The organism is Pseudarthrobacter sp. alpha12b (genome assembly GCF_054130495.1).
This window is the reverse complement of the sequence record NZ_CP196746.1, coordinates 3,054,889-3,081,201: the sequence shown is the minus strand read 5'-3', so window position 1 is coordinate 3,081,201 and position 26,313 is coordinate 3,054,889. Positions and strand designations below refer to the sequence as shown.

The following is a 26,313-nucleotide window of genomic DNA, read 5'->3' as shown; positions in this document are numbered from 1 at the left end:
GGCCTTCCGTGGCAACCGAAGACCAACCATAGGAGCCATGCCCATGTCAGGAAACAAAGCCGTTGCCTACAAAGAGCCCGGAGTCGTCGAGGTCATCGACACCCCGTATCCCACGTTTGAACTGAAAGCCGGCCCCGGCGTCAATCCCGCCAATGTTGGCCGGAAGGTTCCGCACGGCGTCATCCTGCGCACCGTGAGCACCAACATCTGCGGGTCCGACCAGCACATGGTCCGCGGCCGGACCACCGCCCCTGCCGGCCTCGTCCTGGGACACGAGATCACCGGCGAAGTCATCGAGACCGGGCCTGACGTCGAGTTCATCAAGGTCGGGGACATCGTCTCGGTCCCCTTCAACATCTCCTGCGGGCGCTGCCGGAACTGCAAAGAGCGCAAGACCGGGATCTGCCTGAACGTGAACCCGGACCGTCCCGGCTCCGCCTACGGCTATGTCGACATGGGCGGCTGGGTGGGCGGCCAAGCCGAATACGTGCTGGTCCCCTACGCCGACTGGAACCTGCTGCGGTTCCCGGACCGGGACCAGGCGCTGGAGAAGATCATGGACCTGACCATGCTCTCCGACATCCTGCCCACCGGCTTCCACGGTGCCGTCACGGCTGGCGTCGGCGTTGGATCCACCGTGTACGTTGCCGGCGCCGGACCCGTGGGTCTTGCCGCGGCCGCCAGCGCCCAGCTGCTGGGAGCCGCGGTGGTCATCGTGGGCGACCTCAACGAAGACCGCCTGGCCCGGGCCCGGTCCTTTGGCTGTGAAACCGTCAACGTGGCCAACGGCGACCCCGCCGACCAGATCGAGCAGATCCTCGGCGTCCGGGAAGTCGACTCCGGCATCGACGCGGTCGGCTTCGAGGCCCGCGGACACGGCCACGGCGCCCAGGAAGCACCGGCCACGGTGCTTAACTCGCTGATGGACCTCACCACTGCCGGCGGCTCTGTGGGCATTCCCGGCCTCTACGTCACGGGCGACCCGGGAGCTGCGGACGAGGCCGCCCGGAAGGGAAGCCTGTCCCTGTCACTGGGTACCGGCTGGGCCAAGTCCCTGTCCTTCACCACGGGCCAGTGCCCGGTGATGAAGTACAACCGGCAGCTGATGATGGCGATTTTGCACGACAGGATCCAGATCGCCAAGGCGGTCAACGCCACGGCCATTTCGCTCGATGATGCCCCGCGCGGGTACGCAGAGTTCGACGCCGGAGCTGCCACGAAGTATGTCCTTGATCCGAACGGCTACCTCAACAACTGATGCCTGGTTCCCGTTTGTGAAGAACGGCAAGGTCCAACGGCGGTACCCCGCTCTGTCCGGGGTGCCGCCGTTGTCATGCCGGGGCCAATAGGGCGGTTCGGCATAGGGGTGTTCGCGGGCACAAAAAGGTGGTTGGGCCTGCCGGTCTCAAGCAGGCTCAACCACCTGGTGTGGGTGGGGCAGATCAGCCGCGGAGGCGCTCCATGCCGGGGTCCACCAGCGGCTCGGCGGAAACGGTGGCGGCCACTCGGCGCCCGAAGTACTCGATCTCCACGGAGTCACCGATCTCCACCGCGGAGGGCAGCCAGGCGTAGGCGATGGGCTTGCGGACGGTGTAGCCGTAGGCCGCGCTGGTGACGTACCCGACGGCTTCCCCGGCCACGAATACCGGTTCCTTGCCCAGCACCACTGACGTGCCGTCGTCGACCGTCAGGCAGCGCAGCGTCTTGGCAGCCGGCTGATCCTTGAGTCCGGCAAGTGCCTCGGCGCCTACGAACCCGGTCTTGTCCTTGGCCACCGAGAAGCCCAGGCCGGCCTGGTACGGGTGGTGCTCGGACGTCATGTCCGTGCCCCACAGCCGGTAGCCCTTCTCCAGGCGCATGCTGTTGAAGGCGCCGCGTCCTGCAGCGATGATGCCGTGCTCCCGGCCGGCCTCGAACAGCAGGTCCCAGAGCTTGAGCCCATATTCGGCGGTGGTGTAGAGCTCCCAGCCGAGTTCGCCTACGTAGGAGAGCCGCATCGCCGTGACAGGGATGCCGCCCACCGAGATCTCCTTGGTCCGGAAGTACTTCAGGCCGTCGTTGGTCAGGTCATCCAGGCAGACCTTGCCGATCACCTCCCGGGCCAGCGGGCCCCACAGGCCGATGCAGCAGGTACTGCCGGTGATGTCGGAGACATGCACCCACTGGGCGGGATCGGCAGCTGACTGCCGGCGGGCCTCCACCCGGAGGTAATCGAAGTCCACATTGCTGTTCACGCCCAGCTGGAACTCTTCCTCCGCGAGCCTGGCCACGGTCACGTCGCTGCGGATGCCGCCGTCGTCCGCCAACAGCAGGCAGTAGGTCACGGCACCCGGCTTCTTGGCGATGTTGCCCGTGCTGAGCCGGTGCAGCAGTGCCTGCGCGCCCGGGCCCACCACCGAGAGCCGCTTCAGGGGCGTCATGTCGAAAAGTCCGACGGCGGTGCGCGTCTTCCAGGCTTCGGCGGCGGAAATGGGGGAGTGGAACATGGCGGACCAGTCGTCGCGCTCGGGCGCCTGCCATTCTTCCGGCAGTTCGGCCAGGAGTCCGCGGTTGGCCTCGAACCAGTGCGGGCGTTCCCAGGCGGCGGACTCCAGGAAGAAAGCCCCGAGTTCCTTCTGGCGGACGTTGAACGGGCTGACGCGCAGGTCGCGCGGCGATTCGCGGGGCTGCAGCGGGTGCATGACATCGTAGATCTCCACGAAGTTCTGCTGTGAAGTCTCGCTGACGTACGCGTCGGAGGTCTGCACCTTCTCGAAACGGGTCAGCTCGCAGCCGTGCAGGTCGGTCTGCGGCTGGCCGTCGATGATCAGCTCTGCCATGGCCTTGGCAACGCCGGCCGAGTGCGTGACCCAGACGGCCTCGGCCACGAAGAAGCCTTCGAGGTCCGGTGCCTCACCCATGAGCGGGCCGCCGTCCGGGGTGAAGGAGAAGATGCCGTTGAAACCGTCCTGGATTTCGGTGCTGCGCAGTGCCGGCAGCAGGTCCCGGCTGTCCTCCCATGCGGGCACGAAGTCTTCGAGGGTGAAGTCCAGGCGGGAGGGCATGCGGTGGTCGGACATGTCCTCGGCAGAGACCTTTGGCAGTGCCGACATGTCAACGGGCATAGGGCGGTGTGCGTAGCTGCCGATGCCGATGCGGTCGCCCCATTCGCGGTAGTACAGGTCCTTGTCCTGGTAGCGCAGGATCGGCTTGCTGGCGCCGTTCGGAAGCTCGTTGACGTTCTCGAGTTCGGCAAGGGGTGTGGTGATGGCGTACTGGTGGGCCAGCGGCAGCAGGGGCACCTCCAGGCCCACCATCCGGCCGAGTTCACGGCCCCAGAACCCCGCGCAGGACACCACGATGTCGGCAGGGATCACGCCCGCGGAGGTCTCGACGCCGGTGACCTTGCCGCCCTCCTGGGCGATGCCGGTGACGGTGGTGGACCCGCGGTAGGTGACGCCGCGCTCGCGCGTGCGTTCGATCAGCAGCTGCACGGCCCGTGCCGCCAGCGCGAGTCCGTCGGTGGGGATGAGCAGGCCGCCCAGGACCTCGCGGCCGCCGGTGAGCTTGCCGGTGTTCAGCAGCGGGTAGATCTTTTCGCATTCGTCGGCGTCGACGATCCTGCTTTCGACACCCCAGGAGGTCATGACGCCCATCTTGCGCTTGAGGTCGGCCAGGCGCTCGGGAGTGGTTGCCAGCTCCAGGCCGCCCACCTGGTTGAAGCATGACTCGCCGTCCTTGCCCAGGGCCAGGAGCTTGTTCACTGTGTACGTGGCGAATTCCGTCATGGTCCTGGACGGATTGTTTTGGAACACGAGGCCGGGGGCGTGCGACGTGGAGCCGCCTGCGAGCTCCAGCGGGCCCTGTTCGACGACGGTGATGTCGTTCCAGCCGCGGCTTGCCAGCTCGTCGGCGAGGTTGGTACCGACGATGCCGGCTCCGATGATGACGACGCGGGGTGATGCGCTCATGATGTTGGGTTCTCCTGGTTGCTGCTGGAATCCGCCTGACCGGGTGATGGAATTTGCTTCGCTATGAGCAACGCGCATCACTATATGCAACAGGGTGTCTCAGCTCACATGGGATGTCAAGGGTTTCCTGCTTTGTTGCGGGGATGGGCGGCGCTGTGTCCGCAGGCGGCAAAGAGGCCCCCGCCGCTGGTGCGGCGAAGGCCTCTTTGGTGCATCTCCGGTTATCCGGCGGCGTTTGGCCGTCCGGTCCCGGGGTCAGTGGGAAACGTCTGCTGAGATCTCGGCAAGGGTGCGCCCCTTCGTCTCAGGCGCGAGCCATTGCGAGAGGATTGCGCCGAGCAATGCGACGACGGCGGCCACCACCATGCTTGGGCCCAAGCCGATGTTGCTGATTGCCCACGGCAGGGCGAAGGTGCCGAGTGCGGCTCCGATGCGGCTGAAAGCCGCGGCGAAGCCCATGCCGATGCCGCGCAGGGGGGCGGGGAATACCTCGGCCGGATAGACCTGGGTCAATGTGGTGTAGCCGGCATTGAAGAAGGAGAATGCGAGGAACAGGGCGAGCACGAGGATCGCCGGTGCGTCCGCCCAGACGCCGATGACCAGCAGGATGCCTGCGCAGAGCCACTGTCCGGGCACGGTGAGGATTCGGCGGCCCAGCTTGTCAATCAGAAGCACGGTGGTGACAACACCCGCGGCCGCAAGTGCGGACAGGCCGACTCCACCTGCCCAGCCGCCGCCGAAGCCGAATTGGCTGAGCACGTCGTCGGCGAAGGTCGCGATCGCAAAGTACGGAGTGACCGCGCAGAACCAGAAACCCGCGGTGAACAGGGTGGTCCGCCAGTGCTCCCTCGAGAACAACATTCCAAAGGAGGCGTTCTTGATCTTGGTCCTGCCCTTCGCGGCCTGGGCCTCCTGGAGCATCCTCAGATCGATCTCCTCGGTGATGCTGTTGTGCATCTGTGGCGATTCGACGTATTTGTGGGCGATCGCGAGTGCTTCCTCACGCCGTCCCTTCGTGATGAGCCAGCTCGGTGATTCGGGGAGGCCTATGCGGGCGATGAGCAGAACGAATGCCAGTATCGTGCTCGTGCCGATGACAAGGCGCCAGGGGGTGCCGGCGTCGTGCAGGAGGGTGCCAATGATGAATGCCATCATGAAACCGACGTACCAGGCGATCAGGGTCAGCCCGAGCAACCGCCCGCGGAGCTTTGGAGGGGAGAACTCTGACAGCAGTGGGCCGCCGATTGAGTACTCGCCGCCAATCGCGACGCCCATCAGGAATCGGATGAGCGCCAGCTGGATTACGGCGCCGTCTCCGGAGGTTACGAAGAACTGGGCAGCTGAGGCCACCAGGAACAGCCCCATGTCCACGAGGAACATGGGCTTGCGTCCGAACTTGTCAGTAGCCCAGCCGGCCAGCGGGGAGCCGATGAAGATACCTGCCAGGGGGCCTGCAGCGATCATGCCCAGCGACAGTGCGTCGAGCTGGAGATCTGACCGCATGGGTCCGGTGACGGGGCCGATGATTCCGAGGATGTAACCGTCGAGGAACATCCCGCCGATGAAGACCGCGACAAGCCGCACCATGAAGCGGCGTTTGAACTTGGAGCTGGTCTCTTTTGATGTGGAGGTGCCGACGGGGGCCGTCGTCCTGGTCGGATTGATCATGGAGATTCGTTCCCTTCTGGCTTCAGCGCAAACCGCTGAAGGCGCCGGAGCGCTGTTTCCTGGACCCACGGACAGACTTCGGCGTCGTTCCCCGGTTCCGGCGCCCCGCGCTGCTTTGATCGATGGTGCTGCCATCCCTGATAGTCATAGACAGTTTCCTTTGGTCATCTAGCGCTGCCGCATGGATGCTGGCAACGTTGAGCGGCCGATGCGCGGGCCAGGGCCCTTTCGGATCGGCCATCATGAATTCGTTCGTCTTTTTCCCAAGGCCATCACGGGTGGAATCGGGGGACTGGAGGAGCATATCCGGGCGATCTTAGTTCCGTGATGATCAACAACGTTCGCTCTATGCAACAGAATCGTGCGCCAGGTCACACTCAATGTCAAGAGTGTGACCCGTGGAAGGCAGAGTATGTAGGCGTTCCTGCCTAGTGCTCCGGGGCAGGCATCCGCGCCCCCTCCTTGCTGATTCACCGGCAAACGCCGGCTGCGGGGCCCCGTTTTCCGAAAACGGTGCTTCGATGAGGAATACCTCCCCAGGTCTTAGGCCCACCGAAGCACCTTTTACGAAAAACGGGACACCCGTTGCTGACGCTGTGCCTTTCCTAGCCCGTCGCTTCCAGGACCTGGGCCTCCACGGCGTCGGCCTCCAGCGGCAGGGAGGACGGTTGCCGGCGCGCGGCCTCCACGGTGTGCAGGAGCAGCAGTGCGGTGGTCACTGAGCCGACGCCGCCGGGAACGGGGGTGAGCCCCGCTGCCGTCCCGGTGACACTTGCTGCGTCCACGTCACCCACGAGCGAGCCGTCGGGAAGGACGTTCGTGCCGACGTCGACCACCACTGTTTGGGAGGAGACATGACTGCCTGCCAGCAGCCCGGCGCGCCCGGCGGCGACCACCACCACATCGGCATCCTTCGTGTACCGCTCCAGCGGGCCCGACCTGGAATGGCAGACCGTCACGGCGGCATCGCGTGCCAGCAGCAGGAGGGACAGCGGCTTGCCCACAACGGCGGACCGGCCCACCACCACCACGGCCTTGCCCGCGACGGGAATCCGGTAATGGTCCAGGATTTCGACGACGGAGCGCGCGGTAGCGGGCGCAAAGGCCGGCTGCCCGACGGCCAGGCGTCCCAGGCTCAGCGGATTCGCGCCGTCAATGTCCTTTTCCGGGGCGATGAGGCCCACGAGGTTGTCGGTCCGGACACCGGGCGGCAGTGGGGTTTGCAGGATGATCCCGTTCACGGACGGTTCGGCGCTCAGGTCCCGCAGGACGCCGGCCAGTACCGGCTCCGTTGCATCATGGCCCAGGTCGATGATCCGGCAGCCGACTCCGGCGCGCTCCGCTGCCCGCTCGATGGAACGGACGTACCAGCGCGTTGACTCATCGGCGGTCGCCATGACCACTGCCACGACCGGTCGGACGCTGTCCCGTTCAAGCGACCGGACCTGGTCCTGGACTTCCTGCTGGATCAAAGCGGCCAAAGGCTTTCCGGAAAGTACTGCGGTGCTCAACCCAGGATCCTTTCCCTCACGCGGGCCGAGAGGGCATCCGCCGCCAGGACCACTTTCTCTTCAATGCCGTCTGTCTGCTGGGCAAGCAGTGCGCGTGCCTCGGTATCTTTGACCGCTACGACGTTGATGTCGATGTTGACGCGCGCCGTGGTGGCAGCTGCGCGGGCGGCGTCAGCGGCCGCCGCAACGTCACTGATGACGTTGGCGTTGGCGACGTCGAACAGTTCGGTGGCAAGGTCCACGATTGCGCCCGACAGCTTGATGAGCCGGGCAGGCGTCTGTGCCGCCTGGATGAGCGCGGACTGGATCCCAGCCGCCCGGGCGGCCTTGAGGTCATCAGTGCCGGACGGAAGCTTGTAGGAGTCGATGACTGCCTGGAAGGCCTCTTCATCTGCTTCAGCCAAGCTCAGTGCTTCGGCGACAAGGTCGTCGGCGGCCTGCGCGATGCGCTGGACCAGCGGTGCATGCTGTTCGTATTTGGCGCCGGTGGTGTAGCGCGCCACCATGGCCACCAGGGCTGCACCCTGGGCGGCGTGCAGGGCCGCGGCAGCACCACCGCCTGGCGTGGGCTGCTTTGCGGCCAGCCGGGTGAGGTAGCTGCTGACTGTCTCTGAACTGATCATGCTGCTAGCCGCGGAGCCGGGTCATGGTGGGGTCGTACAGCGGGTCCTGGGTGACCGTGGCGACGATCCGGCGTCCAAAGTACTCAATCTCCACGGAGTCGCCGATGGAGACTTCTGCGGGCAGGTAGGAGTAGGCGATCGGCTTTTTAGCCGTGTAGCCGTAGGCGGCGCTGGTGACGTAGCCAACCGCCTGGTCCTTGTAGAACACAGGCTCCTTGCCCAGCACCAGGCTGCGGCCGTCGTCGACCGTGAGGCAGCGCAGGCGCCGCGCGGAGTTCTCCTCGGTGCGGCCTTCCAGCGCCGCCTTTCCGACGAAGTTCTCCTTGGCCATCTTCACCGCGAAGCCGAGGCCGGCCTCGAAAGGGTCGTGCTCGGTGGTCATGTCCGTGCCCCAGGAGCGGTAGCCCTTTTCCAGGCGGAGGGAGCTGAACGCGGCACGCCCGGCGGCGATGACGCCGAACGGCTGGCCGGCCTTCCAGAGCGCATCCCAGAGGCGTTGGCCGTTGTCAGCGCTGGTGTACAGTTCCCAGCCCAGCTCACCGACGTAGGACAGGCGCATGGCAGTAACGGGGACGCCACCGATGACGACATTCTTGGACCGGAAGTACTTCAGGCCGTCGTTGGAGAAGTCATCGCTGCTGACCGCGCCGACAACCTCCCGGGCCAGCGGGCCCCAGAGGCCGATGCAGCAGGTGCCACCGGTCGTGTCGCGGACCTGGACCCAGTCTTCGGCGCTGCCGCTTGCTGTCTGGTGCCGGGCTGCCCGATCAAAGTAGGCGGTGTCGATGTTGCCGTTGGCGCCGAGCTGGAAGGTCTGCTCGTCCAGGCGGGCGACGGTGATGTCGCTTCGGACCCCGCCCTGCTCGTCCAGCAGGAGCGTGTAGGTGACGGCTCCGGGCTTCTTGTTCATTTCCGCGGTAGTCAGTTCCTGCAGCAGCTTCAGGGCGCCGGGTCCGGAGATTTCGAGGCGCTTCAGGGGCGTCATGTCGTACATGGCGACGGCGGTACGGGTCTTCCATGCCTCGGCGGCGGCGATGGGGGAGCTGAACATGCCTGACCAGGCGTCGCGGGCGGGCGGCTGCCATTCGGCAGGCATTTCCTTGAGCAGGTCGGCGTTGGCCTCGAACCAGTAGGGCCGTTCCCAGCCGGCGCCTTCGAGGAAGTAGCCGCCGAGTTCCCTGTGCCGGGCATGGAAGGGGGACACGCGCAGGTTGCGGGGGGAGAGCTTGGGCTGGAGCGGGTGCAGGACGTCGTAAATCTCCACAAAGTTCTGCTGCGAGGTTTCGCTGACGTACTCGGGGGTCAGCTGGACGTCCTCGAAGCGGTGGATGTCGCAGTCGCCCAGGTCGATGCTGGACTTGCCGTCCACCAGGAGTTCGGCGACGGCGCGGGCGATGCCCGCCGAGTGGGTGACCCAGACGGCTTCGGCGACGAAGAAGCCATCGAGTTCCTTGGACTCTCCCACCAGGGAGCCGCCGTCGGGGGTGAAGGAGAAGATGCCGTTGAAGCCGTCCTCGATCTCGCTTTCGCGCAGGGCCGGCAGGATCTGCTTGGTGGCCTCCCAGGCGGGGAGGAAGTCCTCGAGGGTGAGGTCCAGCCGGGACGGCATGTTGTGCTCGCTGATCTCGTTCGGCTTGAAGCTCCCGAGTTCGTCCAGGTCCACGGGCATGGGCTTGTGGGCGTAGGAGCCAATGCCGTAGCGGTCGCCGTGCTCGCGGTAGTAGAGGTCCTGGTCCTGGTGCCGGAGGATGGGCAGCGAAGCGCCGTTGGGCAGTTCGTTCTTGCCCTGCTGCGCCGGGACCGGGGTGGTTTTGACGTACTGGTGCGCCAGCGGCAGCAGCGGCACGGACATGCCGATCAGCTCGCCGACCTTGGCGCCCCAGAATCCGGCGCAGGAGACGACGATGTCTGCCGGGATCACGCCGTCGGGCGTCTGGACGCCGGTGACCCGGCGGCCGGCCTGTTCGATGCCGGTGACTTCGGTGTTGCCGATGTACTTTACGCCGGCGGCCTCGGTGCGCTTGATCAGGAGCTGTACGGCCCGCGCCGCGCTGGCAAGGCCGTCGCTCGGGACGTGCAGGCCGCCCAGGATCTCCTCCTCGTTAATAAGGGGGTAAAGCTCCTTGCACTCAGCCGGCGAGAGGATCCTGCCGTCGATGCCCCAGGCGGCGGCGTAGCCGAGCTTGCGCTTCAGGTCCGCCAGTCGGGTCTCGGTGGTGGCAACTTCGAGGCCGCCGACCTGGTTGAAGCAGCTGGTTCCGTCCTCAGTCAGGGACAGCAGCTTTTCCACGGTGTACTTGGCGAACAGCGCCATGGACTTGGAAGGGTTGGTCTGGAAGACCAGTCCCGGGGCGTGCGAGGTGGATCCTCCGGGCATGTTGAGCGGTCCCTGGTCAAGGACGGTGATGTTCTTCCAGCCCCGCGTGACGAGTTCATCCGCGAGGTTGGTGCCGACGATACCGGCTCCGATAATGACAATGCGTGGCGACGATTCCAAGGGGGTCTCTCCTGCTGCTTTACGGGTTCTGTCTGCGTGGGCGCCGGTGCTCACCGGAACACCACGGTGCTGGTCTGGTCCTTCAGCACCCGGTGCTGGCAGTGCCAGCGGACGGCGCGGGAGAGGGCCAGCGCCTCGGCGTCCTGGCCCACGGTGGACAGTTGCGCCGGGCCATAGGTGTGGTCCACGCGGATGACTTCCTGCTCGATGATCGGGCCCTCGTCCAGGTCCGCTGTGACGTAGTGGGCGGTGGCACCCACCAGCTTGACGCCGCGGTCGTAGGCCTGGTGGTAGGGGCGGGCGCCCTTGAACCCGGGAAGGAAGGAGTGGTGGATGTTGATGGCCCGTCCTTCCAGTGCCCGGCAAAGGTCGTCCGAGAGCACCTGCATGTAGCGGGCCAGGACCACGAGGTCTGCCTCGTACTCGTCCACCAGTTCCAGCAGCCGGCGCTCCGCGTCGGCCTTGGTGTCCGGGGTGACGGGGACGTAGATGAAGGGGAGTCCGGCGGCTTCCGCCATTGCGCGGTGGGTCTCGTGGTTGGAAACGACTGCCACCAGTTCGCCGCCCAGGCTGCCGCCGCGCCACCGGAAGATGAGGTCGTTCAGGCAGTGGCCGAACTTGGACACCATGACCAGGACGCGCTTGGGGGTCTGGTCGTGGAAGCTGAACTTCATGTCGAACCGGCTGGCGATGCCCGCGAACTCTTCCTCGAGCATGGCAGCCGTGTAGTCGGGGGAGCCGGAGAACGCGGTGCGCAGGTGGAGTGTCTCGCGCAGGCTGTCGTCGAACTGCTGGTGCTCGTCGATGTTGAAACCACGCTCGAACAGGAACGTGGTGACGGCTTGCACAATTCCTGCTTGCTCCTTGCAGGACAGGGTCAGCACGAACTTCTGCGCCTGCTCTTCCTTGAGCGCCGGCAGGGTGATGGTTGCTGAGGCTGCTTCGATGAGGGTCATGCCCCTCCTCCTTCTAGATATATTCAAAAGCTACGGACTGATATATTAGATTGGGTGCCAGCGTATACTGGTCCATAGGCGAGGTCAATAGTTTTTTTCTGGTCGGGGAAGAAGGGGCTCAGCGTGGCATTCGAAGCTTTAGCGGTGGCGGACGACATGGGGAGGAAATCCCTGGCGGACGTCGCGTACGAGACCATCCGCGACTGGTTGCTGACCCTTCAAATCAAACCCGGCGAGCTGCTGAATGACGAACTCCTGGCTAAGAATCTAGGTGTGGGGCGCACTCCGGTGCGCGAAGCCCTGAAGCGGCTGGAGCTGGACCGGCTGGTGAAGACCTACCCGCGCCGGGGCACCTTCGCTACCCGGGTGGACGTGACCGACCTTTCCTTTATTTCGGAGATCCGCGCCCAGCTTGAGCCCCTCGCGGCGGCCCGTGCCGCACGGGTGGCTTCCCCCGCGGTCCGGGACGGGCTGCGTGCCACACTCGAAAAGGTTGAGGCGTTCGACGTGTCGTCGGCAACCGTGACGGAGACGCTGCAGCTGGATGCCCAAGTGCACCAGGGCATCTACGCCGCCGCTGCCAACCCGCACCTGGAAGACATCCTGATCCGCTATGACAACCTGGCAACGCGCATCTGGTGCATGGTCATTGACCGGCTGCCGGACCTGTCCCACCATGTGCGTGAACACCTTGATCTGCTCCGCGCCGTCATCGATGGGGATGAGGAGCGGGCCGCGGAGCTTGCCCGCGTCCACGTCAGCGGATTCGAACGTGCGGTCCGGGAGGCGCTTTTCAAGGCCTAGTGTCAGGTGTGCCAGGGGCGCCTGTTGACATGCCATGTGACCTGGACCATACACTGAGTCGAGATTGATATATCAATCAAATATCATTTATGGATTCGAGCGGCGACGGTGCCGGCGATCGGAGTGACCAGTGAATTCCCAGGCAACCCTTGAAGCCCGACGCGGGGCCACCGACCTCGACCTCGACCAAGATGGGGAGGGCGGCGGCGCGTCGAAAAAGGCTCAAGCGCTCCGGGCCGACTGGGCGCGCCTGCCCGGCAGGAGCGTCGAAGTGTGGTTGAAGGGGGAGCGCGTGGCCAGCGGGGTGGTGGACCAGGCTGCGGAGGACGGCTCGGTGCTCTGGATAGCCGCCGAGGGCATCAGCACCCGGCGCATCTTCGACAAGTCATCCGGCTACCAAATCTGGGTTTAGCCCTCCCTGGCGCCCTGGGAGTTGCAGTTCCCGATGCAGGCAATAATCATGGAGCCCCGCCGCTTCATGCGCCGGGGCTCCATCCGTTCCATATTGCTACCGCATGGCTGCCTTTTCCGGCTCCGGCTCTTCCACGTCCGAACCTGCGCCGGTGCAGTTTGCGCCCTGGGCGCAGCCCTCGGCACATTCATGCTTTGTCACAAGCTCAAACTGGACACCCCGGTGCTGCTCGACGCCGGTCCGGATAGCCCGCTCCACCACAGAGTCCGCCAGCCGGCGGCGCAGGGAAAGAGGGTCCCTGCGCAGGTCCTTGGTGATGGCAAAACAGAGCAACAGCAATCCGGGGAGGAATTGCCGCCTGGCCGGTCGCCAGCGGGGTCACGGCCTTGAGTCCCATGGGGGAGGTGTTCCGCAAAGATCAACAGAGTTCGCGCTAAGCAACAAGAGTGCTGTACGTCACTTGCAAAGTCAAGGGCGCCGTGCACGGCGAAAGGGGATTCTTCAGGCGGGCGGAGAGGGGCAGGCCGCCATTAACACGGCAATGACCCCGGGTCCCAACGGACCCGGGGTCATTGCCGTGTTAACTCTGAGGGCTTTCAGCGTTGTGTGTAACCCATGTTGGCGCTGACTTTGAGTCCCGCGTCCTTGAGGGTTTCCAGCAGGCCCGGGATCTGCTCCGGGTCGAACCGGAATGCCGGCCCCGAAATGCTGAGGGCACCGATCACGACGCCTTGGTGGTTGTAGACGGGCACTGCCACGGCATTCAGGCCGATCTCGAACTCCTCCCGCACCACCGCGTACCCCTTGGCCGCTACCTCGAGCAGCTGTGCGTCCAGCTCCTTGCGGGAGGTGATGGTGCGTGCGGTGCGGGCAGTCAGGCCCGTCTCCTTCAAAATACGGTCCCGGTCGTCAGCCTCCAGCGCCGCCAGGAGGACCTTGCCGCTGGACGTCGCGTGCAGCGGGGTCAGGCTTCCCACCCAGTCGTAGGTGGCCAGGGTGGACGGGCCCATGGCCTGGTCCACGTTCACGGCGTAGTTGGAGCGCAGGACAGCCAGGTTGACGGTTTCCTTGAACTCTTCCGCGAGGCTCTCCAGGACGGGCCTCGCCTCGCGGACCAGGCTCAGGCGGCCAGGAATGGAGCTGGCCAGGCGAAGAATTCCAAAACCGAGCTGGTACTTGCCTCGTTCACTGTTTTGATGGACCATCTCGCGGGTGACCAGCGAACCCATCAGCCGGGACACGGTGGACTTGTGGATCCCCATTTCCTCGGCTATTTCGCTTACGCCCGCGTGTCCCTCCCGTGCCAGGATCTCCAGGACGGTCAGGGCCCGCTCCACGGACTGCACGCCGCCGGACTGTCCGCCTTCCGCCTCGGTATCGGATTCAGTGTCTTTATTCGAAGCCATACTTCCTGATCCTATGCCGGTTAATGTGATGGCCGTGACATTGGGGCAGGCCGGCTGGGCTGCGGCAGTCCGGGAGGGCCCGCTAGCTGCCGCGGTAGGTGGAGTACGCGAACGGGCTCAGGAGCAGGGGCACATGGTAGTGCTCGGGGCCGGTGACTTCGAAGACGAGGTCCACTTCCGGGAAAAATGTCTGCGTCTGCAGGCCCGCGTAGTAGGCGCCCGTGGCGAAGTTCAGTTTGTAGTTTCCGGGTTCCAGCTGCTCCGGTCCCAAGTCCTTGGCCCGGCCATCGGCGTCGGTGCTGGAAGTTGCCAGCGCACGCCAGGTGCCGGCGTCGTTCCTTGAAAGGACGACGGCGACACCCGCCGCCGGGCGACCGGCACCGGTGTCAAGGATGTGGGTGGTCACATGGGAGACGCTCATTCGCTGATCAGTCCTTCAAGCCGGAGTACGGCGATTTCGCGCAGCTGCTGGGCCACGATGCTGTCTTCTTCTTCGGGGGAGTTGGTGAGCCGCTGGTTCAGCGCCGCCAGGATGTCCTGCGCGCTGCGTCCGGCTGCCCGGATCAGGAAGACGCGGCCGAACTTCTCCTCGTACTCCCGGTTCCCGCGTGCCAGGGCGTCGGCGACAGCAGTATCTGCCGGGTCCACCCCGGCCTGCTCGGAACGGGACATGGACGCCTCGGTGCTGGCCGCCGTCGGGCGTTCCCCGATCCTGGGGTGGTGGGCCATGGCGGATTCCACCTCGGCCGGTGTGAACGGGATGGCGGCCTGGGCGGCGAACTCCAAGAGCTCATTGCGGCCGGCGAAGGGCCGGGCTCCGGCCACCGCCTCCACCCAGCGGCTGATGTCGATGCACGGCCGGAGGGTGGCCTGGGCGGCGGCGGGATCCGCGCTGTTGAATTCGGCAAGCTTCATGCTGGTCGTAATCCTTGGGGTCATGCTGGCATCCATGGTGACGGCTATGCGGATGCCAGACTGTCCGGCACCTGCGAATGCTACGCAGGCTTCCGCATCATGGAACTGTTATTTCAGCATACGTAATATTCAAGAGTAGACCCGTGGCACTGTCAAGCAATGCGGGCTCACTGGTCCTGCGATGACGTCCGTGACAGGACCCAGGTGTTGGTGCCGTCCTGGCGTTCGAAGGTCACGGTGGTCACCAGTGCCTCGATCAGCGCCAGGCCGCGCCCCGACTCGGCGTCTTCGCCAGGAACGGCAGGCTCCATGGGGCCAAACGGCGGCTTGGCGTGGTAAGCGCTGACCCGGGCCTGCAGCAGCGCAGGTTGCACGGTTGTTTCGACGCCCAACTCCACCTCGCGTTCCCCGGCAGGCTGCGCGTGCTGGACGATGTTGGACGCGGACTCGATCACCGCGGTGGTGAACGTCATCTGGTCCATGTCATTGACGAACGGGACGTCCAGCCAGAGGCTGTCCAGATCGTTGTGGACCGCTTCGATCGCGTCTTCGGCAGCCGGTCCGCGGAAGCTGCGCGAGGCCAGGACCTCAGTCATTGCTGAACGCCTCCTCGGCCGTGGGGTAGGCGGTGAGGACCTTGTCCATGCTGGTCAGCTTCAGGACCATGTTCACCTGCGGCTGCACGGCGGCGATGCGCAGGTCGCCGCCGGCCTGGCGGGCGGCCTTGAGGCAGCCGATCAGTGCGCCCAGCCCGGAGGAGTCCATGAAGGCCGTGTTTTCCAGGTTGACCACGATCCGGTTGGACCCGCCGGCGATGACGTCCGTGACGAATTCGCGCAGCTTGGGCGCGGAGACCATGTTCAGCCGCCCGTCCGCCTTGACCTCCGCGTACGAATCTTTGACCTCGTAACTGAACTCCATCAGGATTCCTCTCTGTTTGCAGGTTCTGCGGCCGGTTCGTACCCCTTGTAGAGCACGGCGCGGACCAGGATGCTCATGACCACCAAGTCAAAGACCACCCAGACGACATTGACCAGGGTGCCCAGCGGTTCCGCCAGACCGGTGGCCAGGCGGATAATTCCGACGACGGCGGCGACGGCCAGCAGGATGGACACCACGATCTGGGGCCGGATGAGGCTCCAGCTGGGTCCGCCGCTTTGGCGCGCCTTGGGGGTGACGGCAAACCCGAGGGGACGGCCGAACCATACGTTGCGGGCCGCCGTCGTGCATGCCTTGATCCACGTGGGGAACAGCGCCAGGCTGTACTGCTGGCCGCGCCAGGTGGGGATGCCGCGGCCGGCCACGGCGAACAAGAGTTGGTTGACCACCATGAACGGGATGAAGCGGATGAAGAAGTCCCAGCTCAGGCTGCTGACCGGCAGGATGCCCAGCAGCAGGTAGATGATGGGTGCCGCGAAGTAGATGACCGCGGCGAACCCGCTGAGGTAGGTCCACATGGTGGCGAAGTACATGAGGCGCTGGCCGAGCTTGAGGCCTTTCTGGACCAGTGGGTTCTCGCGGAGCAGGACCTGGATGGTGCCCTGCGCCCAGCGGAGGCGCTGGGTGAGCATGGTCTTCAGGTCCTCCGGCGCCAGGCCGTAGGCCAGGATCTCGTGGTGGTAGACGCTTTCCCAGCCCATCGCGTGCATGCGCATGGCGGTGGCCATGTCCTCCGTGACGGAAATGGTGGCCAGCGGCATGACCGGTTGGGCCTCGTTGCTGCGTTCCACGGTGAGTGCATCCAGGACGGCCTGGACGGACTCCAGGGCGCCCAGCGGCGACCAGTCGCGGGCGGACATGCGCTGGACGGCGTCGTCTGCCACAACCGGGACGCCGGACTCGCCCACGTGGGCCAGTTCCATGGCAGCGATCTCTTCCAAGTCCGCCTGGAGGGCTTCGACGTCGGCCATCACCAGGGTCTGCACGGCGGCGTCCACGCGGCGGCGGACCCGGTAGGTGACCTCGCTGAGGGGCCGGCCGGCGTCCACTTCCTCCTGGGCCTGGCGGGTGGCTGCCTCCACCTCGTCAAGGACCTCCGCCACCAGGGGTGACTCCACATCCGCTGACTTCCGGGCCTGCTTGATTGCTGCCCGGGATGCGGCCAGCGCGCGGCGGATGCTCTTCTCGGTTTCCTTGACGTACCCCACCAGGCCCAGCTGCATCAGGGCCTCACGGCGCAGGATCGCGTTGGAGCCGCAGAAGAAGGCTGCGTTCCAGCCGTCCTTGCCCTGCTGGATGGGACCATAGAACAGCGGCGCCTGGCTCCCAAGCGGATCGGAGGCGGGGACGTTGCTGAAGTATTGGGGCGTCTGGACCAGGGCCACGCGGCGGTTGTTGAAGTAGCCCAGGGTCTTTTCCAGGATGTCCGGCTCCGGGATCTGGTCCGCGTCCAGGATCAGCAGGAATTCGCCGTGGGTGACCATGAGGGCGTTGTTCAGGTTGCCGGCCTTGGCATGGCGGGGGAGGTCCTTGGTCCAGTCCTCGCTCCGGGTGACGTAGCCCAGGCCGTGCTGTTCGCACAGTGCCTTGAGCTCGGGCCGCGCGCCGTCGTCGAGGATCCACGTGCTGTGCGGGTGCCGGATCTTCTGCGCCGCCAGCGCCGTGGTGAGGACCATGTCCAGGTCTTCGTTGTAGGTGGTGATGAAGACGTCCACGGTTGCATCGTGAGGCGGTTCAGGGGCGCCCTCCCGGATCTTCAGTTTCCACACGGTCATGCCGAAGAGCATGACGTCGATGAGGCTGTAGGTTTCTGCCGCCACCAGGGGCAGGGCGATCCACCACGCGTCCCAGTTGAGGGAGGCGGCCCAGCGCCAGGCGATGTAGTTCAGGCCGGTCAGGACGGTCAGGACCACCACCACGCGGGTCCAGAAGCGGGTCATGCGGCCAGCTCCTGGGGCAGGCGGCGGACCACAACCACCGTGACGTCATCTTCGGCGGACTCTGCCGGGGCCAGGGCCAGGATGGCGTTGCTGGCTTCCTGCGCCGAACCTGCCGACTGCGTTGCCTGCTGTACGGCGCCGGTGAAGTCCTCCACTGACTCGAACACATCCAGTACGCCGTCGCTGACCACCACCAGCGAATCGCCAGGGGCCAGCTCCAGGTCCGCCTGCGGCCACTGCGTCCCTGGCCACGCGCCCACCGGCGGTCCGGCGGAGGGGAGGCGGTCTGCCGGGCCGCTTGGCTGGACGTGCAGCGCGAGGCCGTGCCCGGCGTCGACATAGCTGACCTTGCCGGACGCCGCGTCCAAGCGGGCGTGGAACAGGGTGACAAAGGAATTGGAGGAGTCCAGGTCCGCGGCGATCGCCTTGCTTGCGGCGGCGAACCCGGAGTCGAGGTCCTGCCGCAGGCCGGTGGAGCGCATCACTGCGCGGACTGTTGCCGCGATCAGCGCCGCGCCCATGCCCTTGCCCATGGCATCGGCAAAGGTGAGGTGGAGACCTTCCGGCGTCTGGTACCAGTCGTAGAAGTCCCCGCCCACGCTGCGGGACGGGCGGAAGAGGCCGGCGACGTCGTAACCCTCAACCCGGATATCCTCTTTGGGCAGGAGGCTTTGCTGCACCTCCGTTGCGCGTTCCAGCTCGCCCCGGGCAGCCGATTCCGCCGCGGCGGAGGGCCGGCGCCGGAACAGGGCATTGATCCTGGACTGCAGTTCCCGCGGGCTGAAGGGTTTGCTGATGTATTCGTCGGCGCCGTTGTCCAGGCCGGTCAGCTTGTCGAGTTCATCCGCACGCGCGGTGAGCATGACGATGAACGCGTCCGAGAACTCCCGCAGAAGCTTGCACACCTCCAGCCCGTCAAGGTCCGGCAGGTTCAGGTCCAGCGTCACCAGGTCCGGCTTGGTGCGGCGGACCTCCTCCACGCCCGGCAGGCCCGCGCCGGCCTGGGTGACGTCGAAGCCTTGCTTGACCAGGACGCGGACCAGCAGTCCGCGGATGTCCGGGTCATCTTCGATGACCACCGCACGGCGGGATTCGGGGGGAGAGACCATGCTCTACTTCTACCGTATTAAGGCGCACAGGGCATGTCTTAGGCTTCACAGTTTTCGGTGACTTCGCTGACAGAAGTTCCGCCCGCCCTGTCTATGCGTCCAGGAGACTCCCGCCACACAGCAGATCTTGCGGCAATCTTTGCATCTGCTTGCCAGGACGTTGAGGAACGCCGGTCACACTCGAAGGAACGCAGCAGCTTCCAGGAATCAGGGTCCGACGACGAACCGCGCGGAAGCTATACGGCATGCGGAAGGCGGGGAAGCCAGATGGAACAGGTTAAAAGGCATGGGACGGACAAAGCCAAAGCATTGCTCCGCCTCTACTTCCACTCACGAAAGGTGCGGGCAGCGGCCAGGGACCTGGAGCACGCGCTCGCCGAATCCCGGGAGGTATCAAGTTGGCCGGGAGACCGGCTTCCGGTGGGGGAGGAGATGTCCCGGCACGTGGAGAGACTGACCCGGCGGCTCAAGCTGGAGACCGAGGCGCACCACAGGTTCGAAGTCCTTTTCAAGACTGCGGGTGGAGGGCATTCCGTAGCGGCGCTTTAGGTGCCACACTTAGCAGCAATCGATTGGCTGGGGGATAGTCAGGAGATTGCGGTGGGTTCTTTGGCAGGTTGGGCGTACCTTTTGGCAGGGCTGATGACCATGGACGCGTTGCTCCTGGCGCTGTGGGCCATGGAAGTCGATTGGGGCAAGTACTGGCGCCGGAAGTAGATCTGGGGGAAGCGCGCGTCAGACGCGCTCCCACCGCGATTCCGCCCCCGCGCTTGTTTCCACGCCCACCAACGCCCGACGTACGGGTGCTCCGGCTCCGTGACGATGATCCGGCGTAAACCGACTGTTGCCTACCGTCGCTTCCGCCGTAGAAGTGAAGCACGTTCATATCCTCGAAGTCGAAGCCAGAGTTGGGCAGACACTGATACCGACTGGCGCAGATTGGCTGAACGCGACGACGTCCAGTTTCGCTTTCCTGTTGCTTGGATTGACCGCTGCCGTGCAACTCGGGGCAAGTCCGAACTAACGAGGTGGGTGACGCCGCTGAGGCTAGCGTGCAGGGCTGCCGGTGGCTGTTGCCAGGGATCCCTTGCCGGCGGCATCGGCAAGCAACGCTGACGGGGAACCCCACGCGCGCAGTGTTGCCTTGACGGCCGGGATGGTCTCCTCGTTGAGGGCATTTTCATAGGCCGAGGCCAGGACGTGCTCGATATCGATGCGTTCCTTCTTTTCGGCTGACAGTACTGCGGCTTCCACCATGCACAGGCTGAGCACGTTCGAATGCACCTCGCTGGCAGGGGTAGCGCCTGTCCGGAGAGCATTGACGAACTCTGCAAGTGAGCCGGCGATTTCCTCGGCATCCTGGCGGCTCCCCGGCTGCCCGCCCTTATCGGCCGGTTGGGGCTGGCCTGGAAGCTCCAGAAGGGCTGGGCCCTCACCGTCCCAGCTTGCGGTGCCGCGCGCTCCGCTGATTCGCCAGTTGCCGTTCCAGGATGTTTCCAGGCCCGGGCTGCACCAGCTTCCCGTGAACATGTAGCGTGCTCCGCCGTTGAATTCGAACAGGGCTGTAGTGGCCGCGTCCCCGGCATACCAGCTCCAGCTCGGGTTGTACTCCTCGCAGTAGACAGACGTGGGTTCCTGGTCCAGCAGGTAGCGGGCAACGTCGAAGGCATGGATGGCCATATCGACGAGCAGCACGTGGTCCATTTCTTCCCGGAAACCCCCGAAATGGGGTGCCTTGAAGAACTCTGTTGTTACGATCCCGACATCACCGAGCAATGGAAGCTGCTGCCTGAGGTGTGCGAGGTTCCGGTAGTAGCGCCGGGACTGGCTGATCATGAGCAGTTGCCCGCTCACCTCAGCCGTGGCTGCCAGGGACAGCCCCTGGCTGACGGTTGGGGCCAGGGGTTTTTCACAGAGAACAGGCAGGCCAGCCAGCAGGGCCTCGACGTTGGTAGCGTGGTGCGCCACGGGAACAGTCGCATTAACAACAGCCTGTGCCGACGTCGCGGCTGCTACTTCCGTCAGGCTTGTCCCCGTAGCCACACCTTCAAGGCCTGCTTCGCGCAGTGCTTCTTTGGCCCCTTCCAGATTGATGTCAACCAGGCCCACCAGGTGAACGTCAGGGGATGCCGTCAGGACGGATATCCACTTTCTGCCCATCAGCCCGGCGCCGATGAGAACCACGCGGATGGGTGAATTGTCTTCCTTGAGTGTTTCGAAGGATCTCAACTGTGCATCGCTCCCTTGTAGCCGTGCCCGTTGTAGAAGTCTTCTGTTTCGTAGCGCAGAAGGACCGGGCTGGTCCGTTCCGGCCGGTCAGTCCTTGCCCACCCAACACCGTTGGCGATGACCCGGCGGACGTCCTTGTGGTGATAGACGGGGTAGTCCTGGTCACCGGGGCTGAAGAAGAAGATCTTCCCGAACCCGCGCTTGAATGTGCAGCCGCTGCGGAACACCTCGCCCCCCGAGAATGAGCTGAGGAAAATCAGCTCATCAGGGGCCGGGATATCAAAGAACTCACCGTACATTTCCTGCTCGGGAATGATGAACGGGTGGGGGACGCCTTGTGCGATGGGGTGGGTTGGATCCACCGTCCAAACGATTTCGCGGTCCCGCTCGGAGCGCCAGCGAAGCGTGCAGCTGGTGCCCATGAGTTTCCCGAAAATCTTCGACCAGTGCCCCGAGTGCAGAACAATGAGGCCCATCCCGGCCAGGATGTGCGAATGGACGCGGTCCACCACTTCGTCCGCGACTTCTGCGTGCGCGGCGTGACCCCACCACACCAGTACATCTGTTGCTGAAAGGACTTCTTCCGTTAAGCCATGCTCCGGGTCGTCGAGAGTTACCGTGGTCACCTGGGCCTTATGGCCCAGGTTCTCTTCGATTCCCTGGCGGATGGCGTTATGCATGCCTTCGGGGTAGATCTTGGCTACCTCCGGCTGCAGCTGTTCGTGACGGTTTTCTCCCCAGACAACGACCCTGACTGGTCCTGCTGGGGATTCGAGCTCCGACATTGCATTCCTAACTGTTGTGCACTTTTAAAGGGGGAAGTGGCTTGAGGTTTATTGACGAAGAACGGGTTGGAGGGCGAGGCGCTCACTTGACGGCGCCGCCTGTTGCCCCGGCGGCTATGTACTTCTGGGCTATCAGGAGCAGGACGATGGCTGGCAGCGAGGAGAGTACGGCGGTGGCCATCACGGCGCTCCAGTTTGATACCTCCGAGCCCAGGTACTGGTAAATGCCAAGGGTCACCGGACGGACATCCTGCTTGGTGGTGAGGGTGAGTGCAAACAGGAAATCGCTCCAGGAGAACAGGAAGGAGAACAACCCTGCCGTAATGAGCGAGTTGCGGCTGATGGGAAGAACGATCGAAACGAATGCCCTTACCAATCCCGCGCCATCCACCCGCGCAGCTTCAACCAGGGAAGGGGGAATGCCGATCATGAAAGCGCGCAAAATGAGGATGGCGAAAGGGATGGCGTGCGTCGAGTCGGCGAGGATCAGCCCCGGAATAGTGTTGAGCATTTTCAGGTCGTTGTAAGCGGTGTACAGCGCGTTGGCTATCACGATCCCGGGGATCATCTGGGACACGAGGATGGCCAGGAGCGCGATGTTGATCCATTTGAACCGGAACTGTGCCAAGGCGTAGGCCGCGGGTGCTGCAATGGCCAGGCTGAAGAACACTGTTCCCGCCGAAACGATGAGGCTGGTCAGCAGGTTCTTCCCCTGCTGGGAGATAGCCGTTTCGTAGCCGGCAAAGCTGGGATTCGACGGAAAGAGATCAGCCGTGAGGGTATTCCCGGACGGCTGGAGTGAGGCGTTGATCATCCAGTAGACCGGAAAGAGCATGATGGCCAGGAACAGGATCCCCAGCCCCGTGAAGAGGTTCTGATGCATGGCCCGGCCGGGGCCCGGTGAAGTCCCGCGTATAGAAGGACGAAGCTTGGCTGGTGCTGTGGTTGTCACTGGTACCCCTTATTCGTCAACTGCTCGCCGATTGGCGCGGAGGTAGATGATTGCGAACAGCAGGGAAATGAGAATGAGGATATTGCTGTAGGCGGCGCCAACACCGAATTGGAAGTCGACAAAGGACGTTTGGTATGAGCGGACGGCCAGCGTTTGGGTAGCGTTTGCGGGTCCGCCGTTGGTCAGGCCCAAAATGATGTCCAGAACTTTGAGGGTGTACACCACGCCCAGGACAAGAACAACGCTGACGACAGGCCTCAGGTTGGGCCAGGTGATATGGCGGAATGCTTTCCATCCGGTGGCCCCATCAAGCGCCGCCGCCTCGTACAACTCCTCCGGAATGTCCTGCAGGCCCCCATACAGGATGGTGACGTTGAAGGGGATCCCGACCCAGATATTGACGAGGACCACTGCCGAGAGGGCGACCGCCGGGCTTGTAAGCCACGGTATCGGGTCATGGATCAGCCCCGTTGCCTCGAGGAACCGGTTGAGGATGCCGCTGTCCTGGTCGAGGATTGAACGCCAGGTGGCGCTGCCCACGATGAGCGGCAGCAGCCATGGCAGGAGAAGCATCGACCGCAGAAAGTTACTTAGGCGGAAGCGGCGCCTGAAGAATGAGGCCAATGCCAGGCCGATGACGAACTGGCCGGCAATCGATCCCACCGTGAACAGCGCGGTGTTAACCAGTGCCGGCGTGAACAGGTTGCTTTGAAGGACCGTGGTGTAGTTATCCAGGCCCACCCAGGGGGCAGCCCCCGTGAAGAAAGTCTTGGTTGTGTAGGCCTGGAAACTCATGCTGACGTTCTTCAGCACCGGGTAGCCAAAGAACAGGGCCAGGTAAATCCCGGCCGGAACCACGAAGAGAACCTTGGAGATGTTCTCCTCTGAGAACCGCCTCCGGCCAGCCTTCTTGTTCCCGACGCTTGATACTTCTGGTGCCTGAAGCGGCGAACGCTCAATGGTTGGCATATGTTTTACCGGCCCTTCCGGCTCAGCAATCGAAAACAACCCGGCCAGCACGCTGTCACGGCTTAGCCCGCTGCTGCCCGCGCGAATGCTTCATCGACAGACGCGCCGCCTGTCAGTGCAAGTTGAACCGCGGTGTAGATGGTGGTGGCCGCTTTCGGCCACTCCGTACCGAGCTTTCCCGTCCGTGCCCTGGCATTTTCAACCTGCTCGGTAAACGCCTTCATGGCCGGGACCTGCTGGATGTATTTCTCTTGCAGGCCGGCGCGTACGGGTACCGTGTTGCGTGCCTTGCCCAGCGACATCTGGCTGTCTTCGCTGCCGGTGCATGCCACGAACTCTGCTGCCTTTTTCTCCTTGGCTTCATCGCCGGTCCGGGGCACAGTCCACACCATGCCCCCCAACGGGGCGGTGGCGGTCTGGCCCGGCTTGTTCACCGGGATCTGGACCGAGTCCCACTGCACCTGGGGTGCTTTGGCAAGTGCGGGAATCTGCCACGGCCCGTTGATCATCATGGCCGCCTTGCCTGCCACAAACTGGTCTTTAACGTCAGCCTGGGTCCAGTTGACGATGCTCTTGGACACAGAGCCGCTGTTGACAAGATCGACGTAAAGCTGAAGGGCTTCCTTCACCTCAGGTGAGTCCAGCTTCGTCTCGTCTCCGCCATTCGTCCACATGAAGGGCAGAAACTGCCACGAACCTTCGTAGGTGGCTGCTGCCGAAAGCGCCAATCCGTACCGGTCGCCGCTGGTCAGCTTGGCAGCGGCAGCTTTAAGCTCGTCCCATGTTTTGGGCGGCTGCACCCCGGCAGCCGCGAGGACCTCCTTGTTGTAGAAAAGCCCCAACGTGTCGGCCGGAAGGGGTAGACCGTAGACCTGTCCGTCCTGCGTGACGGCATCGAGGCTGTTGCCGGCGAAGGGTGAGGTATCCACATTGAAGTCCCCCAGGGGAGCGAGGGCGCCGGTGGCTGCGACGTCCTTAACTTCCGGGTTGTCGAGCATCAGCACATCAGGCAGTGTCTTGGAAGACGACCGCTGGAGCACAGTCTGCATTCTGTCCTTGCCGGGTACGGTGGTGCGTTCGATTGTCACCCCAACAGCGGCGGCGCATTTGTCGATGGAGTCCTGAAGAATGCTCTTGTCCGGTTCGTTGTTGTAGCTGTCCAGTACCGTGAGCGTCTTTACGTCCCCGCCGGCGCTCGAAGTCCCGCCTGAACAGGCGGTGAACGTCAGGGGCAGGACCGCTGCCATCGCCAAAGCGGCCGTAATTCTCCCTTTGGTTTTCATGTTCAAAAGCTCCTTTGCTTATGTGGTGCCACTGAAGCCGGCTTGACTTTTCGCGCAGCCGTGCTGGGGAACGGGGGTTGCGTGTGCGTGCCCGGGCAATCGGGTCCAGGGTAGAGACCCGATGCTGTCGAGGATGGCGGCATCGATATTTAACCGCTTAACCACCGCTGCTGTTTGACTCCCTCAGGGTGAAGGGGTTTGTTGGGAACAACTCTGCATGCCCGAAATAAGGCTTGTCAAGGAAAAATTTAACCGGTTTACTGAAGGGGTAGCCAACCCCGGTAGACCAGAGGAGGGGCACCCGTGCCAACGATGAGAGACGTTGCGAGGCTGGCTAACGTCTCCGTCGCGACGGTGTCCTTCGTGATCAATGGCAGCAAGCCGGTGACGCCTGCCACCAAGGCCCGCGTCGAGGATGCCATGCGCCAACTCGACTATCGCCGCAATGCCCTGGGCCGCGCCTTGGCGAGTAAACGGACGCGAATCATTGCGTTGCTGTACCCGGCGCTGCAGCGGCGGCTCACTGAGACTGCCGTCAAGTTCTTTACCAGCGCGACGCAGAGGGCCCGCGAGCTTGGCTACAACCTGGTCCTGTGGCCGATCAGCAACGAGGCGGAGCAGGTAGAGGAACTCATATCGAGCGGGTTCATTGACGGTGTCCTGCTCATGGAAGTGCAGTTGGACGACCCCCGGGTGAAGTGCCTTCAAAACTCCACGATGCCGTTTGCCCTGATTGGGCGGGTCCGGCAGTCGGGGAGTGTGCCGTACGTCGACGTCGACTTCGAAAATGCCGTGGTCGAGGCAGTGTCGTATCTCGAAGGATTGGGCCACCGCTCATTTTGCCTCGTGGACAGCGCCGACGTTGAGTACGCGCTCACCGGGTACGGTCCCTTGGTCCGGACCAGGGAAACCTTCGCTGCAGAAATGCAGCGGCGCGGATACAGCGCTGCACAAATTTCCTGCGAGAACTCGCCGATTTCGGGACAGGCCGCTGTTGAACACCTGCTCGCCGCCGCTCCGGATACCACCGCGATCATACTGATGAATGACAATGCATCCTTTGGTTTGATCAACGGGCTGTTGAAACACGGCCTGGAGGTTCCCACTGATGTATCGGTTCTGTTGATCGGTGCGTCGCCCGCCGTTGCCGAGACGACGGACCCGAGGCTTACCGTGATGAGCCTTCCCAGTACCGAGCTTGGCAGGATGGGAGTGGAAACGCTCATTGATCAACTCGAGCAGCGGGGCGCGCCTATGCAGCACGCTTTGGTGAAGTGCTCGTTCGAAGAGGGACAGTCGACGGGCCCTGCCCGGAACTGGAACTTGCAAGACGCTGATGCTCAGGGGGAACTGGGATAGGCGAGG

General features: G+C 64.1%; 23 protein-coding genes and 1 pseudogene. 5 read left to right on the top strand and 19 right to left on the bottom strand.

Features of this window, described 5'->3' with window-relative positions; translation table 11 throughout:
* The first annotated feature begins 43 nt into the window (after positions 1 to 43).
* Positions 44 to 1,258, top strand: coding sequence for a formaldehyde dehydrogenase, glutathione-independent (gene fdhA, locus ACTAQI_RS14305; RefSeq protein WP_457946729.1), 1,215 nt, complete (start codon positions 44 to 46; stop codon positions 1,256 to 1,258).
* A 184-nt stretch (positions 1,259 to 1,442) separates the two neighbouring features.
* Here the strand turns inward: fdhA and ACTAQI_RS14300 are convergent, their stop codons facing one another.
* From ACTAQI_RS14300 to purU, 6 genes are all read right to left on the bottom strand, one after another.
* Positions 1,443 to 3,950 carry a GcvT family protein gene (locus ACTAQI_RS14300; protein WP_457946728.1) on the bottom strand — a complete coding sequence of 836 codons (2,508 nt, stop codon included), beginning with the start codon at positions 3,948 to 3,950 and terminating at the stop codon, positions 1,443 to 1,445.
* Between the two features lie 255 nt (positions 3,951 to 4,205).
* Positions 4,206 to 5,618, bottom strand: a complete 1,413-nt coding sequence (locus tag ACTAQI_RS14295) for an MFS transporter (protein ID WP_457946727.1) — start codon at positions 5,616 to 5,618, stop codon at positions 4,206 to 4,208.
* A gap of 605 nt (positions 5,619 to 6,223) precedes the next feature.
* Positions 6,224 to 7,129, bottom strand: a complete 906-nt coding sequence (locus ACTAQI_RS14290) for a bifunctional 5,10-methylenetetrahydrofolate dehydrogenase/5,10-methenyltetrahydrofolate cyclohydrolase (RefSeq protein ID WP_457946726.1) — start codon at positions 7,127 to 7,129, stop codon at positions 6,224 to 6,226.
* A complete protein-coding gene (locus ACTAQI_RS14285) occupies positions 7,126 to 7,752 on the bottom strand; it encodes a cyclodeaminase/cyclohydrolase family protein (protein WP_457946725.1) in 627 nt (208 codons plus the stop codon). Before ACTAQI_RS14285 ends, ACTAQI_RS14290 begins: the two co-directional genes overlap by 4 nt.
* Before the next feature lie 4 nt (positions 7,753 to 7,756).
* The gene (locus ACTAQI_RS14280; protein ID WP_457946724.1) at positions 7,757 to 10,249 is read right to left on the bottom strand and encodes a GcvT family protein; all 2,493 of its coding nucleotides are present in this window, start codon (positions 10,247 to 10,249) and stop codon (positions 7,757 to 7,759) included.
* 50 nt (positions 10,250 to 10,299) lie between these two features.
* On the bottom strand, positions 10,300 to 11,205 hold the full coding sequence (purU, locus tag ACTAQI_RS14275) for a formyltetrahydrofolate deformylase (protein WP_457946723.1): 906 nt from the start codon (positions 11,203 to 11,205) through the stop codon (positions 10,300 to 10,302).
* 123 nt (positions 11,206 to 11,328) lie between these two features.
* On the opposite strand from purU, the gene ACTAQI_RS14270 reads away from it, so the two are divergent.
* Together ACTAQI_RS14270 and ACTAQI_RS14265 are read left to right on the top strand one after the other, a co-directional pair.
* Positions 11,329 to 12,009, top strand: coding sequence for a GntR family transcriptional regulator (locus ACTAQI_RS14270; RefSeq protein WP_457946722.1), 681 nt, complete (start codon positions 11,329 to 11,331; stop codon positions 12,007 to 12,009).
* Positions 12,010 to 12,139: 130 nt separating this feature from the next.
* A complete protein-coding gene (locus tag ACTAQI_RS14265; RefSeq protein WP_457946720.1) occupies positions 12,140 to 12,421 on the top strand; it encodes a hypothetical protein in 282 nt (93 codons plus the stop codon).
* Between the two features lie 96 nt (positions 12,422 to 12,517).
* Here the strand turns inward: ACTAQI_RS14265 and ACTAQI_RS14260 are convergent.
* From ACTAQI_RS14260 to ACTAQI_RS14225, 8 genes and pseudogenes are all read right to left on the bottom strand, one after another.
* Positions 12,518 to 12,772: pseudogene (locus ACTAQI_RS14260) on the bottom strand (BCCT family transporter); the annotation flags it as partial.
* A 245-nt stretch (positions 12,773 to 13,017) separates the two neighbouring features.
* Positions 13,018 to 13,827: an IclR family transcriptional regulator gene (locus tag ACTAQI_RS14255; protein WP_457946719.1), complete on the bottom strand. Its 810-nt coding sequence runs from the start codon at positions 13,825 to 13,827 to the stop codon at positions 13,018 to 13,020.
* Between the two features lie 82 nt (positions 13,828 to 13,909).
* The gene (gene uraH / locus ACTAQI_RS14250; protein WP_457946717.1) at positions 13,910 to 14,248 is read right to left on the bottom strand and encodes a hydroxyisourate hydrolase; all 339 of its coding nucleotides are present in this window, start codon (positions 14,246 to 14,248) and stop codon (positions 13,910 to 13,912) included.
* Positions 14,245 to 14,742: a 2-oxo-4-hydroxy-4-carboxy-5-ureidoimidazoline decarboxylase gene (gene uraD / locus ACTAQI_RS14245; protein ID WP_457946715.1), complete on the bottom strand. Its 498-nt coding sequence runs from the start codon at positions 14,740 to 14,742 to the stop codon at positions 14,245 to 14,247. The genes uraH and uraD overlap by 4 nt, the downstream gene beginning before the upstream one ends.
* Before the next feature lie 167 nt (positions 14,743 to 14,909).
* Positions 14,910 to 15,338, bottom strand: coding sequence for an ATP-binding protein (locus ACTAQI_RS14240; protein ID WP_457946714.1), 429 nt, complete (start codon positions 15,336 to 15,338; stop codon positions 14,910 to 14,912).
* Entirely contained in the window at positions 15,331 to 15,663 is a 333-nt protein-coding gene (locus ACTAQI_RS14235) for an STAS domain-containing protein (RefSeq protein ID WP_141945622.1), read from the bottom strand. Before ACTAQI_RS14235 ends, ACTAQI_RS14240 begins: the two co-directional genes overlap by 8 nt.
* On the bottom strand, positions 15,663 to 17,621 hold the full coding sequence (locus tag ACTAQI_RS14230) for a glycosyltransferase family 2 protein (protein ID WP_457946713.1): 1,959 nt from the start codon (positions 17,619 to 17,621) through the stop codon (positions 15,663 to 15,665). Before ACTAQI_RS14230 ends, ACTAQI_RS14235 begins: the two co-directional genes overlap by 1 nt.
* A complete protein-coding gene (locus ACTAQI_RS14225) occupies positions 17,618 to 18,730 on the bottom strand; it encodes a PP2C family protein-serine/threonine phosphatase (protein ID WP_457946712.1) in 1,113 nt (370 codons plus the stop codon). The genes ACTAQI_RS14230 and ACTAQI_RS14225 overlap by 4 nt, the downstream gene beginning before the upstream one ends.
* Before the next feature lie 267 nt (positions 18,731 to 18,997).
* Between ACTAQI_RS14225 and ACTAQI_RS14220 the strand changes: the two genes are divergently transcribed.
* Complete coding sequence (locus tag ACTAQI_RS14220; RefSeq protein WP_457946711.1) at positions 18,998 to 19,279, top strand: hypothetical protein; 282 nt, start codon at positions 18,998 to 19,000, stop codon at positions 19,277 to 19,279.
* Between the two features lie 498 nt (positions 19,280 to 19,777).
* Here ACTAQI_RS14220 and ACTAQI_RS14215 read toward each other — a convergent pair whose 3' ends face one another.
* The 5 genes from ACTAQI_RS14215 to ACTAQI_RS14195 all read right to left on the bottom strand — a co-directional run bounded on the left by ACTAQI_RS14215 (position 19,778) and on the right by ACTAQI_RS14195 (position 24,948).
* Positions 19,778 to 20,959: a Gfo/Idh/MocA family protein gene (locus tag ACTAQI_RS14215; protein ID WP_457946710.1), complete on the bottom strand. Its 1,182-nt coding sequence runs from the start codon at positions 20,957 to 20,959 to the stop codon at positions 19,778 to 19,780.
* On the bottom strand, positions 20,956 to 21,744 hold the full coding sequence (locus ACTAQI_RS14210; RefSeq protein WP_457946709.1) for a ThuA domain-containing protein: 789 nt from the start codon (positions 21,742 to 21,744) through the stop codon (positions 20,956 to 20,958). The genes ACTAQI_RS14215 and ACTAQI_RS14210 overlap by 4 nt, the downstream gene beginning before the upstream one ends.
* An 82-nt stretch (positions 21,745 to 21,826) precedes the next feature.
* Positions 21,827 to 22,696 (bottom strand): carbohydrate ABC transporter permease, encoded by an 870-nt coding sequence (locus tag ACTAQI_RS14205; protein WP_457946708.1) that lies wholly within the window; start codon positions 22,694 to 22,696, stop codon positions 21,827 to 21,829.
* Positions 22,697 to 22,705: 9 nt separating this feature from the next.
* The gene (locus ACTAQI_RS14200) at positions 22,706 to 23,665 is read right to left on the bottom strand and encodes a carbohydrate ABC transporter permease (RefSeq protein WP_457946707.1); all 960 of its coding nucleotides are present in this window, start codon (positions 23,663 to 23,665) and stop codon (positions 22,706 to 22,708) included.
* A 62-nt stretch (positions 23,666 to 23,727) separates the two neighbouring features.
* Positions 23,728 to 24,948, bottom strand: a complete 1,221-nt coding sequence (locus ACTAQI_RS14195; protein WP_457946706.1) for a sugar ABC transporter substrate-binding protein — start codon at positions 24,946 to 24,948, stop codon at positions 23,728 to 23,730.
* Positions 24,949 to 25,260: 312 nt separating this feature from the next.
* On the opposite strand from ACTAQI_RS14195, the gene ACTAQI_RS14190 reads away from it, so the two are divergent.
* Positions 25,261 to 26,307, top strand: coding sequence for a LacI family DNA-binding transcriptional regulator (locus ACTAQI_RS14190; protein ID WP_457951064.1), 1,047 nt, complete (start codon positions 25,261 to 25,263; stop codon positions 26,305 to 26,307).
* The last annotated feature ends 6 nt before the right edge of the window (positions 26,308 to 26,313 follow it).